The 12106-nt window shown below is 53.0% G+C and carries 10 protein-coding genes, 4 tRNA genes and 1 other RNA gene; 2 read left to right on the top strand and 13 right to left on the bottom strand.

The window, feature by feature from the left end:
• Window positions 1-21 precede the first annotated feature (21 nt).
• The 13 genes from rpoB to ACMGG9_RS24840 all read right to left on the bottom strand — a co-directional run bounded on the left by rpoB (window position 22) and on the right by ACMGG9_RS24840 (window position 9975).
• Window positions 22-4050: a DNA-directed RNA polymerase subunit beta gene (gene rpoB / locus ACMGG9_RS24900; RefSeq protein WP_004929900.1), complete on the bottom strand. Its 4029-nt coding sequence runs from the start codon at window positions 4048-4050 to the stop codon at window positions 22-24.
• A gap of 332 nt (window positions 4051-4382) precedes the next feature.
• A complete protein-coding gene (gene rplL / locus ACMGG9_RS24895) occupies window positions 4383-4748 on the bottom strand; it encodes a 50S ribosomal protein L7/L12 (protein WP_004929903.1) in 366 nt (121 codons plus the stop codon).
• 63 nt (window positions 4749-4811) lie between these two features.
• Window positions 4812-5309, bottom strand: coding sequence for a 50S ribosomal protein L10 (rplJ, locus tag ACMGG9_RS24890; RefSeq protein ID WP_004929905.1), 498 nt, complete (start codon window positions 5307-5309; stop codon window positions 4812-4814).
• Window positions 5310-5647: 338 nt separating this feature from the next.
• On the bottom strand, window positions 5648-6352 hold the full coding sequence (gene rplA / locus ACMGG9_RS24885) for a 50S ribosomal protein L1 (protein ID WP_004929908.1): 705 nt from the start codon (window positions 6350-6352) through the stop codon (window positions 5648-5650).
• Between the two features lie 3 nt (window positions 6353-6355).
• Window positions 6356-6784, bottom strand: a complete 429-nt coding sequence (gene rplK, locus ACMGG9_RS24880; protein WP_015376316.1) for a 50S ribosomal protein L11 — start codon at window positions 6782-6784, stop codon at window positions 6356-6358.
• A 165-nt stretch (window positions 6785-6949) separates the two neighbouring features.
• On the bottom strand, window positions 6950-7495 hold the full coding sequence (nusG, locus tag ACMGG9_RS24875) for a transcription termination/antitermination protein NusG (protein WP_004929914.1): 546 nt from the start codon (window positions 7493-7495) through the stop codon (window positions 6950-6952).
• 1 nt (window position 7496) lies between these two features.
• Complete coding sequence (secE, locus tag ACMGG9_RS24870) at window positions 7497-7880, bottom strand: preprotein translocase subunit SecE (RefSeq protein ID WP_004929916.1); 384 nt, start codon at window positions 7878-7880, stop codon at window positions 7497-7499.
• Window positions 7881-8139: 259 nt separating this feature from the next.
• Window positions 8140-9324 (bottom strand): elongation factor Tu, encoded by a 1185-nt coding sequence (gene tuf / locus ACMGG9_RS24865; protein WP_015376315.1) that lies wholly within the window; start codon window positions 9322-9324, stop codon window positions 8140-8142.
• A 109-nt stretch (window positions 9325-9433) separates the two neighbouring features.
• Window positions 9434-9509 (bottom strand) — tRNA-Thr (locus ACMGG9_RS24860).
• Between the two features lie 6 nt (window positions 9510-9515).
• A tRNA-Gly gene (locus ACMGG9_RS24855) sits at window positions 9516-9590 on the bottom strand.
• A 37-nt stretch (window positions 9591-9627) separates the two neighbouring features.
• Window positions 9628-9743: non-coding RNA, RtT sRNA (locus tag ACMGG9_RS24850), on the bottom strand.
• Window positions 9744-9789: 46 nt separating this feature from the next.
• Window positions 9790-9874, bottom strand: a tRNA-Tyr gene (locus ACMGG9_RS24845).
• A 25-nt stretch (window positions 9875-9899) separates the two neighbouring features.
• Window positions 9900-9975, bottom strand: a tRNA-Thr gene (locus tag ACMGG9_RS24840).
• Window positions 9976-10371: 396 nt separating this feature from the next.
• On the opposite strand from ACMGG9_RS24840, the gene ACMGG9_RS24835 reads away from it, so the two are divergent.
• Together ACMGG9_RS24835 and coaA are read left to right on the top strand one after the other, a co-directional pair.
• Window positions 10372-10920 (top strand): N-acetyltransferase family protein, encoded by a 549-nt coding sequence (locus ACMGG9_RS24835; RefSeq protein WP_414161798.1) that lies wholly within the window; start codon window positions 10372-10374, stop codon window positions 10918-10920.
• A 219-nt stretch (window positions 10921-11139) separates the two neighbouring features.
• Window positions 11140-12090, top strand: coding sequence for a type I pantothenate kinase (gene coaA / locus ACMGG9_RS24830; RefSeq protein ID WP_025304936.1), 951 nt, complete (start codon window positions 11140-11142; stop codon window positions 12088-12090).
• Window positions 12091-12106: the final 16 nt, after the last annotated feature.

The raw sequence follows: 12106 nt of genomic DNA, 5'->3' as shown, positions 1-12106 counted from the left end.
GAGCCTGAGCCGGAATGACGATTACTCGTCTTCCAGTTCGATGTTGATGCCGAGCGAGCGGATTTCTTTCAACAGTACGTTGAAGGATTCCGGCATGCCTGGCTCCATCCGGTGATCGCCATCCACGATGTTTTTGTACATCTTGGTACGGCCGTTAACGTCATCCGACTTAACGGTGAGCATTTCCTGCAGGGTATAAGCCGCGCCGTATGCTTCCAGTGCCCACACTTCCATCTCACCGAAGCGTTGACCACCGAACTGCGCTTTACCACCCAGAGGCTGCTGAGTAACCAAGCTGTAAGAACCGGTTGAACGGGCGTGCATTTTATCGTCAACCAAGTGGTTCAGTTTCAGCATGTACATATAGCCGACAGTAACCTGGCGCTCGAATTGCTCACCGGTACGGCCATCGAACAGCGTGATCTGACCGGAGGTCGGGATACCGCCCATTTCCAGCAGCTTCTTGATTTCAGTCTCTTTCGCACCGTCAAACACCGGCGTTGCGATCGGCATACCTTTTTTCAGGTTCTCTGCCAGACGCAGCACTTCGTCGTCGCTGAAGGTGTTCAGGTCAACTTTCTGGCAAACATCGTCGCCCAGATCGTAGGCCTTCTGGATGAACTCACGCAGCTTGGCCACTTCCTGCTGCTGCTTCAGCATCTGGTTGATCTTCTCACCGATGCCTTTCGCAGCCATACCCAGGTGGGTTTCCAGGATCTGACCGATGTTCATACGTGATGGTACGCCCAGCGGGTTCAGTACGATGTCTACCGGCGTGCCGTTTTCATCGTAAGGCATATCTTCGATCGGGTTGATCTTGGAGATAACACCCTTGTTACCGTGGCGGCCCGCCATCTTGTCACCCGGTTGGATCTGACGTTTAACGGCCAGATAAACCTTGACGATTTTCAGTACGCCCGGCGCCAGATCGTCGCCCTGAGTGATCTTACGACGCTTGGCTTCCAGCTTCTTCTCGAAGTCGGATTTCAGTTCGTCGTACTGCTCAGCCAGCTGCTCCAGCTGGTTTTGCTTCTCTTCGTCGGTCAGGCCCAGTTCCAGCCAGCGATCGCGCGGCAGCTTGCTCAGCTTGTCGGCTTCGATGCCACCGGCAACCAGTACCGCGTGGATACGCGCAAACAGGCCGGCTTCCAGGATCTGCAGTTCTTCAGTCAGGTCTTTCTTCGCCTGCTTCAGCTGCATCTCTTCGATTTCCAACGCGCGCTTGTCTTTTTCCACGCCATCGCGGGTGAAGACCTGCACGTCGATAACCGTACCGGAAACGCCGTTCGGCACACGCAGAGAAGAGTCTTTAACATCAGACGCTTTCTCACCGAAGATCGCACGCAGCAGTTTCTCTTCCGGCGTCAGCTGGGTTTCGCCTTTAGGCGTTACCTTACCGACCAGGATGTCGCCGCCGGTCACTTCAGCACCGATATACACGATACCGGACTCATCCAGCTTGGAGAGCGCCGCTTCACCCACGTTAGGGATGTCGGCGGTGATCTCTTCAGGCCCCAGCTTGGTGTCGCGAGACACGCACGCCAGTTCCTGGATGTGGATGGTGGTGAAGCGATCTTCCTGCACCACGCGCTCGGAGACCAAGATGGAGTCTTCGAAGTTGTAGCCGTTCCAAGGCATGAACGCTACGCGCATGTTCTGGCCCAGCGCCAGTTCGCCCAGGTCTGTCGATGGGCCATCCGCCAGCACGTCGCCGCGCTCGATTGGCTCACCCAGATTCACACACGGCATCTGGTTGATGCAGGTGTTCTGGTTAGAACGGGTGTACTTGGTCAGGTTGTAAATATCGATACCTGCTTCGCCCGGGTACATCTCGTCTTCGTTAACTTTGATAACGATACGGGAAGCATCCACGTACTGGATCACACCGCCGCGTTTGGCAACGGCGGTTACGCCGGAGTCAACCGCTACAGCGCGTTCCATACCGGTACCGACCAGCGGCTTATCGGCGCGCAGGGTTGGTACGGCCTGACGTTGCATGTTCGCACCCATCAATGCACGGTTGGCGTCATCGTGTTCCAGGAATGGAATCAGTGAAGCACCAACGGAAACAACCTGTTGGGTGGATACGTCCATGTAGTCAACCTGGTCGCGGCTGAACAGGCTTGATTCGCCTTTGCTGCGGCAGGTGACCAGGTCTTCTACGAAGCGGCCTTCTTCATCCAGGTTGGAGTTCGCCTGGGCGATAACGAAGTTGCCTTCTTCAATAGCAGACAGGTAGTTGATTTCATCGGTCACCACGCCATCACGCACGCGGCGGTACGGGGTTTCCAGGAAGCCATACTCGTTAGTCTGTGCGTACACGGACAGGGAGTTGATCAGACCGATGTTTGGACCTTCCGGCGTTTCGATTGGGCACACGCGGCCGTAGTGGGTCGGGTGTACGTCTCGAACTTCAAAGCCGGCGCGCTCACGGGTCAGACCGCCCGGGCCCAGTGCGGAGATACGACGCTTGTGCGTGATCTCGGACAGCGGGTTGTTCTGGTCCATGAACTGGGACAGCTGGCTGGAGCCGAAGAACTCTTTCACCGCCGCCGAAATCGGTTTGGCGTTGATCATGTCCTGAGGCATCAGGGTATCCAGATCGCCCAGAGACAGACGCTCTTTCACCGCACGCTCAACACGCACCAGACCTACGCGGAACTGGTTCTCGGCCATTTCGCCGACGGAGCGGATACGACGGTTGCCCAAGTGGTCGATATCGTCCACTTCGCCCTTGCCGTTACGGATATCGATGAGCTTCTTCATCACTTCGATGATGTCGTCTTTGCTCAGGATGCCCGAACCTTCGATCTCGTCGCGCAGCAGAGAACGGTTGAACTTCATACGGCCAACCGCGGACAGATCGTAGCGGTCTTCGGAGAAGAACAGGTTCTCGAACAGGCTTTCGGCAGCTTCGCGCGTTGGCGGCTCACCAGGACGCATCATGCGGTAGATTTCTACCAGCGAGCTCAGACGATCGTTGGTCGGATCGACACGCAGCGTTTCAGAGATGTACGCGCCGTGGTCCAGATCGTTGGTGAACAGCGTTTCGATGCGCTTGTGGCCGGACTGGCTCAGCTTGGCCAGCAGATCCAGCGACAGCTCCATGTTGGCTGCGCAGATCAGTTCGCCGGTATTGGTATCGATATAGTCTTTCGCGACCACTTTGCCCGCGATGTACTCTACCGGTACTTCAATGCTCTGAATGTCGTCTTTTTCCAGCTGACGGATATGACGAGCGGTGATGCGACGGCCTTTCTCTACGTAGATCTTGCCGTTGGCTTCGATATCGAACGAAGCGGTCTCACCACGCAGGCGCTCTGGCACCAGCTCCATCTGCAGCTTGTTGTCGCGGATTTCGAAGACGATCTTGTCAAAGAACAGGTCGAGGATCTGTTCAGTGGTGTAGTTCAGCGCGCGCAGAATGATGGTCGCAGGCAGTTTGCGGCGACGGTCAATACGCACGAACAGGTTGTCTTTCGGATCGAACTCGAAGTCCAACCATGAACCGCGGTAAGGGATGATGCGTGCGTTGTACAGCACTTTACCCGAGGAGTGGGTTTTACCCTTATCGCTGTCGAAGAATACGCCAGGACTACGGTGCAACTGAGATACGATAACCCTCTCAGTACCGTTGATCACAAAGGTGCCGTTTTCGGTCATGAGCGGAATTTCGCCCATGTAGACTTCTTGTTCCTTGATGTCTTTGACCGTACCTTCAGGCGCTTCGCGCTCATAGATAACCAGGCGCAGTTTTACGCGCAGCGGTGCAGAGAACGTCACACCACGGATCTGGCACTCTTTGACGTCGAAGACCGGCTCACCAAGACGGTAGCTAACGTATTGCAGCTCCGAATTGCCACTGTAGCTCTGGATAGGGAAAACAGAACGGAATGCGGCTTCAAGGCCGTACTGCCCTTCTGGATCTTGCTCGATAAACTTCTGGAACGAGTCAAGCTGGATAGAAAGGAGATATGGTATGTCCAGCACTTGTGGACGTTTACCAAAATCCTTACGAATACGTTTTTTCTCGGTATAGGAGTAAACCATAGGGTTCCTCAGCTCGCTGATCAGTGACCCAATCTGTCCGTCCGATTAGGGACAGTTCATGCAACACCGTTTTGTCGACCGGAAAGCGGGAACACTTTCCGCAATATCTCTTGCTATCACGCTTAAACCATTTCATCGCGCCTTCCCCCAGAACTCCTGGTAGTGCAAAGACCGCGGTATATTAAGTCGTCGATAGAAACAAACATTGGGAGGCGAAACCAGCAGCCAAACAGTGTGAAACGCTACTGGCGCCCTACAGCGCAAAAAGGCTGGTGACTAAAAAGTCACCAGCCATCAGCCTAAAAGACTAGGCTGCAACCGGAAGGGTTGGCTTATTTAACTTCAACTTCTGCGCCAGCTTCTTCCAGAGATTTTTTCAGAGCTTCTGCGTCATCTTTGCTCACGCCTTCTTTCAGAGCGGCTGGAGCAGATTCAACCAGGTCTTTAGCTTCTTTCAGACCCAGGCCGGTAGCGCCACGTACTGCTTTGATAACAGCAACTTTGTTAGCGCCTGCAGCTTTCAGGATAACGTCGAATTCAGTTTTCTCTTCAGCAGCTTCAGCTGGGCCAGCAGCTACAGCTACAGCAGCAGCAGCAGAAACGCCGAATTTTTCTTCCATAGCGGAAACCAGTTCAACAACGTCCATTACGGACATAGCGGCAACTGCTTCCAGGATTTGGTCTTTAGTGATAGACATAACAATTGTTCCTAAAATTCAGAAATAGTTTAAATACGTTAGCAAAGGCTAAGAAAGAGTGGCTTACGCCGCTTCTTTCTGATCGCGTACTGCAGCCAGAGTGCGAACCAGTTTGCCGGCAGCGGCTTCTTTCATGGTTGCCATCAGGCGTGCGATCGCTTCTTCGTAAGTTGGCAGCGTCGCCAGGCGGTCGATTTGCGCCGCTGGGATCAGCTCACCTTCAAAGGCCGCAGCTTTAACCTCGAATTTTGCATTCGCTTTCGCGAACTCTTTGAACAGACGAGCAGCAGCGCCCGGGTGTTCGTGAGAGAATGCAATCAAGGTTGGACCGACAAACGTGTCTTTCAGGCATTCGAATGGAGTGCCTTCAACTACGCGACGCATCAGGGTGTTGCGAACAACACGCATGTAAACGCCAGCTTCACGACCTGCTTTACGCAGTTCAGTCATTTTATCTACGGTAACGCCGCGGGAATCCGCAACAACCGCAGACAGCGCGCCTTTGGCTACTTCGCTGACTTCAGCAACAATCGCTTGTTTGTCTTGAAGATTTAATGCCATTAGCTTTTTGCTCCTGGATTAGCCGGGGAAAATCCCCCGGAACTCACTTCACTCGGCGCTTTGTAAAACGCCACGCCGAGCGGCTTAACACGGTGAGCAGAATCCAGCAAAGACATTCTTTTATAAAAAAGAAAAATTTTCTTAGGCTCTGTCACCGTCTACGCAGGAAGGATTAAGTATCTTGCGATACACCTGCGGTCTTGGACGGAGGCCTGGATAGGCCAGGCTCCAACCGAAAAATCTTTGTTTTGCCTACGGCATAGCCAATAGCAAAACCTTGGGGCATAAGATTCTAGACAAATCTCGGCCCCAAGTCAAAGCGATAATCGCAAGTGCGATTAGTTCGCTGCGGCAGACAGACCGCTTTGATCGATAGCAACGCCAGCACCCATGGTGGTGGAGAGGCTAACTTTCTTGATGTACATGCCTTTCGCCTGAGAAGGTTTTGCTTTTTTCAGCGCAACCAGCAGGGCTTCCAGGTTTTCTTTCAGTTTGTCTGCGTCGAAATCAACCTTACCGATAGTGGTATGGATGATGCCGTTTTTGTCGTTACGGTAGCGAACCTGACCTGCTTTAGCGTTTTTCACTGCTTCAGCAACGTTCGGAGTAACGGTACCCACTTTCGGGTTTGGCATCAGGCCGCGTGGCCCCAGGATCTGGCCCAGTTGACCTACAACGCGCATTGCATCCGGGGAAGCAATAACAACGTCGAAGTTCATTTCGCCTTTCTTGATCTGCTCAGCCAGATCGTCCATACCTACCAGCTCTGCGCCGGCAGCTTTCGCTGCTTCAGCGTTAGCGCCTTGGGTAAATACGGCAACGCGAACGGAACGACCGGTGCCGTGTGGCAGAACGGTAGCGCCACGAACGTTTTGGTCAGATTTACGAGCGTCGATACCGAGGTTAACGGCAACGTCAACGCTTTCTACGAATTTAGCGGTGGCCAGCTCTTTCAGCAGAGCAACAGCTTCAGTGATGTCATACTGTTTAGTAGCATCAACTTTGTCACGGATCACGCGCATGCGCTTGGTCAGCTTAGCCATCTCTTAATCCTCCACTACCAGGCCCATGGAACGAGCGGTACCTTCGATGGAGCGAGTCATCGCTTCAACGTCAGAACCAGTCATGTCCGCAGCTTTGGTTTCTGCGATTTCACGTACCTGAGCACGGGTCACTTTACCTACTTTGTCTTTGTTCGGCTTACCGGAACCAGACTTGATACCAGCCGCTTTTTTCAGCAGAACTGCTGCTGGCGGGGTTTTGGTAACGAAAGTGAAGGAGCGATCAGAATAAACGGTGATAACAACCGGAATCGGCAGACCTTTCTCAACGCTGTCAGTTTTAGCGTTGAATGCCTTACAGAATTCCATGATGTTAACGCCCTGCTGACCCAGAGCTGGACCCACTGGTGGGCTCGGGTTAGCCATACCAGCTGCAACTTGCAGCTTAACGTAGGCTTGTACTTTCTTAGCCATTTAAATTTCCTCGGTTTGGGTAGTATCGCCTCGTGAGAGGCTCCCCGTGTTTAACCTCGCCGGACAAACATCAGGCAAGGCATCTAAAAACAAAAGGCGCGAAATTGTAGTTCAATTTCGCGCCTTTGACAAGCGGCAACGGACCGCTTATTGCTGATTATTCGATCAGCCTTTTTCAACCTGGCTGAAGTCCAGTTCCACCGGCGTTGCACGGCCGAAGATGGAAACGGAAACTTTCAGGCGGCTCTTCTCGTAATCGACTTCTTCGACCACGCCGTTGAAATCGGCAAACGGGCCGTCGTTGACGCGCACCAGCTCGCCCGGTTCGAACAGCGTTTTCGGACGCGGTTTGTCACCGACCTGCTGCAGGCGATTCATGATCGCATCAACTTCTTTATCGCTGATCGGCGCAGGACGGTCAGACGTACCGCCGATGAACCCCATGACACGCGGTACGCTGCGCACCAGGTGCCAGCTGGCGTCATTCATCACCATCTGCACCAGCACGTAGCCAGGGAAGAATTTACGCTCGCTCTTGCGACGCTGGCCACCACGGATTTCAACCACTTCTTCCGTAGGCACCATCACTTCGCCGAACAGCTCTTCCATATCGTGCAGTTTGATGTGTTCACGCAGCGATTGCGCTACGCGACCTTCAAAACCGGAAAACGCCTGAACGACGTACCAACGTTTTTTTGGAGCTTCAGACATTTTAGAACCTCAGGCCAGTAATAAACGACACCAGACGGACCAGAATACCATCCAGCCCCCACAGAATCAGTGACATCACGGCGGTTACCGCGGCAACGATCAACGTGGTGTGTAGCGTTTCCTGACGAGTTGGCCAAATCACTTTACGTACTTCGGTACGCGCTTCGCGGGCAAACGCAACGGTAGCTTTGCCTTTGGTGGTCATCAGAGCCACTGCACCTGCAACGGCGATGATCAGCACAACTGCCAGCGCGCGCAATGGCAGGCTTAAATCACGGTAGTAATAGTTACCGACAATAGCCACAACCAACAGAACGGCGACGATCAGCCACTTTGCCGCTTCCAGGCCGCGTCCGCTCCCTTGAGCCTCGGTATTCGCACTCATAAACCAACCTGTCACAATGATGATTCAGAACAAACAACTTTGCCTCGCATTGCGAGGCAAACCAAACCGATCGGATACCGCACTAGCGATATCCCGGTGTTTTACGCCATGACGTATTCAGTCAATACGGTTTAAGAGCCCATCTCACCAATGATTATGACTGCAAAATCGCTGATGAGATAGGTTCTAGTTCACAGCGTAGAAAAAGGGCATCAAATGATGCCCTTTTACCGCGTGTCGCGTCAAACTTTATCAGCGATTAAGCGATAACTTTAGCAACAACACCAGCGCCTACAGTACGGCCGCCTTCACGGATTGCGAAACGCAGACCGTCGTCCATCGCGATTGGGTGAATCAGGGTTACAACCATGTTCACGTTGTCGCCTGGCATTACCATCTCTACGCCTTCTGGCAGTTCGATGGTACCGGTCACGTCAGTAGTACGGAAGTAGAACTGTGGACGGTAGCCTTTGAAGAATGGCGTGTGACGACCACCTTCATCTTTGCTCAGGATGTACACTTCAGATTCGAACTGGGTGTGCGGCTTGATGGAGCCTGGTTTAGCCAGTACCTGACCACGTTCGATTTCTTCACGTTTGATACCACGCAGCAGAACACCTACGTTCTCACCAGCGCGGCCTTCGTCCAGCAGTTTGCGGAACATTTCAACGCCAGTACAGGTAGACTTAACGGTGTCTTTGATACCAACGATTTCAACTTCTTCGCCAACTTTGATGATACCGCGCTCAACACGACCGGTAACAACGGTACCACGACCGGAGATGGAGAATACGTCTTCGATTGGCAGCAGGAACGGCTTGTCGATAGCACGCTCTGGCTCTGGGATGTAGCTGTCCAGGGCTTCGGCCAGTTCGATGATTTTCGCTTCCCACTCTGCTTCGCCTTCCAGCGCTTTCAGCGCGGAACCGCGGATCACTGGCAGGTCGTCGCCTGGGAAGTCGTACGCGGACAGCAGTTCGCGAACTTCCATTTCTACCAGTTCCAGCAGCTCTTCATCATCAACCATGTCGCATTTGTTCATGAATACGATGATGAAAGGAACGCCAACCTGACGACCCAGCAGGATGTGCTCACGGGTCTGAGGCATTGGGCCGTCAGTCGCAGCAACTACCAGGATCGCGCCGTCCATCTGAGCAGCACCGGTGATCATGTTTTTCACGTAGTCGGCGTGCCCTGGGCAGTCAACGTGCGCGTAGTGGCGAGTCGGGGTGTCATACTCAACGTGAGAGGTGTTGATGGTGATACCACGAGCTTTTTCTTCTGGTGCGTTATCGATCTGGTCGAAAGCACGTGCAGAACCGCCGTAGGTTTTAGCCAGAACGGTAGTGATCGCTGCAGTCAGGGTAGTTTTACCGTGGTCAACGTGGCCGATAGTACCGACGTTAACGTGCGGTTTTGTACGTTCAAACTTTTCTTTAGACATCGATTGTCCCTCTAAGACACGGATAAATCGGTGGTATCACCACATCAACCAAGCATTTGCTCGTTGAATCCAGAACAGAAAGAAAATCAGGGGGCGAGAAATTAAGAAGTGGTGCTGATAGGCAGATTCGAACTGCCGACCTCACCCTTACCAAGGGTGCGCTCTACCAACTGAGCTATATCAGCACATCTTGGAGCGGGCAGTGGGAATCGAACCCACATCATCAGCTTGGAAGGCTGAGGTAATAGCCATTATACGATGCCCGCATCCTGGAACTCGGCTACCTGATTTTTCTGTAGAATTTTGGGGATAGAGCAGGATTGTTCATCACTCGGCTCGTATCCTTCGGGCCGGCTGCGCCTCGCGCTGCACAACTCGAACCTTGCCGAAGGCTTTCGCCCTCTCCTCCCGCCATCAACCGTTGCGGTGTTTATCGCATCTCAGTTAATCGCCGAAGGCAAGATTTGGTGGTGGGGGAAGGATTCGAACCTTCGAAGTCTGTGACGGCAGATTTACAGTCTGCTCCCTTTGGCCGCTCGGGAACCCCACCAGATTTTAACTACTTGTGACTTGAATGGTGCCGGCTACCGGAATCGAACTGGTGACCTACTGATTACAAGTCAGTTGCTCTACCTACTGAGCTAAGCCGGCATCAAGTGCAGCGCATTCTAGGTAGAGCGGGCGACCTATGCAACAAAAAAATTGCTTTACGCGCACTTTCGCTCATAAATCAGTCAATTTTGCATGCTGTCATGCAATTCGCAGCCTGTGGCGTGCAAACATTCATCACTTGCGGCAATCATTCTCTACAATTTTATCCACTTTTTGCAAGCTTTGAACGCCCCTTTCTCCGTGTCGGGCTTCTCAAAACACGTAACCCACGGCGGTAAACCGTGAGCGGGATCGATGCACCAAAAAGAGGATGGCTGCCCTGGTTCGTGGCGTGAACTACACTTATTCCTCGCCCTTTCGCCGTGGCTATGCCTTTTATCGCTCTGGCGCAGTTATTGCTTATCTTCATTACCCCCATATCTGGAGGAATGACCGATGAAAATAGTGCCTATCAACGCCGCTACGCTCCCGATTTATCGCGATGAATTGGCTCGCCTGTTGACCGATGCGGTCACCCACGGCGCTTCAGTGGGCTACGACACCTTAATCCCGCATGAAGACGCCGAGAGTTACTTCCACAGCCTGCGTCCGGCCTTGGCCAAGGGCGAGCTGCTATTGTGGATTGCCCGCGACGAACGCGGCGTCGTTGGCACCGTTCAACTCGAGCTCTGCCAAAAACCGAATGGCCGTAATCGTGCGGAGGTAGTGAAACTGCTGGTTCATAGCCGCGCTCGTCGTAACGGCGTAGGCCTGGCGCTAATGAAGACGTTGGAGCAAGCGGCACTGCAACAGCAGCGCGGGCTACTGTATCTGGATACACAGGCCGGTTCGGCGGCAGAAGCACTTTATCGCAGTCTGGGCTATCGCTGCCTGGGTGAAATGCCTGACTATGCGGCCGGACCCGATGGCTATTACCACTCAACCGTCATTTATTACAAATGTCTGTTCACCGTGACCCCGTCTTCACGCGCTATCGCCAGCTAACCTTCAGGCGGTATCCTGACGCCATGATACTGCCTTGCAACCCCGCTTTATCAACTGCGCGCCGCTTCGCACAATTGACATAAACTGCTGCCTATCGACAACTTTTGCGAAAAAAGTCTACGCCAAAAACGAAGCTGTCTATAATATGCAGCTTGTTTATTCTCTGGAGTTGGCGTCCGGCGCCTTTCCCAACCTGCGTTAACAGGCAGAATTTGGCTTATGATAAAAAGAGATCAATCTTTAGCAACGCCTTACCTACAGTTCGATCGTACCCAGTGGGCTGCGTTGCGAGATTCGGTGCCGCTGACGTTGTCGGAAGAAGAGATCGTTAAACTGAAAGGGATTAACGAAGATCTCTCGTTGGAAGAAGTTGCGCAGATTTATCTGCCGCTGTCACGACTGTTGAACTTCTATATCAGTTCCAACCTGCGCCGGCAGGCGGTACTGGAACAATTCCTCGGCACCGACGGGCAAAAGATTCCCTATGTCATCGGCATCGCCGGCAGCGTAGCCGTCGGCAAGAGCACGACCGCACGTCTGTTGCAGGCGCTGCTGAGCCGCTGGCCGGAACACCGCAGCGTTGAGCTGATCACGACCGACGGCTTCTTGCATCCAAACAAGGTGCTGAACGAACGCGGTTTGATGAAGAAAAAAGGCTTCCCGCAGTCCTACGATATGCATAGCCTGGTGAAGTTCGTGTCGGAAGTGAAATCCGGCGCCAAACGCGTCACCGCCCCGGTTTATTCCCATTTGATCTATGACGTTGTGCCCGAAGGTAATAAAGTCATCGAACAGCCGGACATTCTTATCCTGGAAGGGCTTAACGTATTGCAAAGCGGTATGGATTATCCTCACGATCCGCATCGCGTATTCGTTTCCGACTTCGTCGACTTCTCTATATATGTCGATGCGCCGGAGACGCTATTGCAAAGCTGGTATATCAACCGTTTCCTGAAATTCCGTCAGGGCGCATTTTCCAATCCTGATTCTTATTTCCATAATTACTCAAAATTGCCGGAACCGGAGGCGATTAATATTGCCACGCAATTATGGAATGAAATCAATGGATTGAATTTGCAGCAGAACATACTGCCTACCCGCGAACGCGCGAGCCTGATTATGACCAAAAGCGCCAACCATGCCGTTGAAAGCGTGCGTTTAAGAAAATAAGCCTACCGAACGATCA

The sequence above is a fragment of the Serratia sp. BNK-10 genome (genome assembly GCF_047456065.1).
Lineage (GTDB): Bacteria > Pseudomonadota > Gammaproteobacteria > Enterobacterales > Enterobacteriaceae > Serratia > Serratia ureilytica.
Note: the sequence above shows the minus strand (reverse complement) of the source record. Positions and strands in the feature narration are given on the sequence as shown.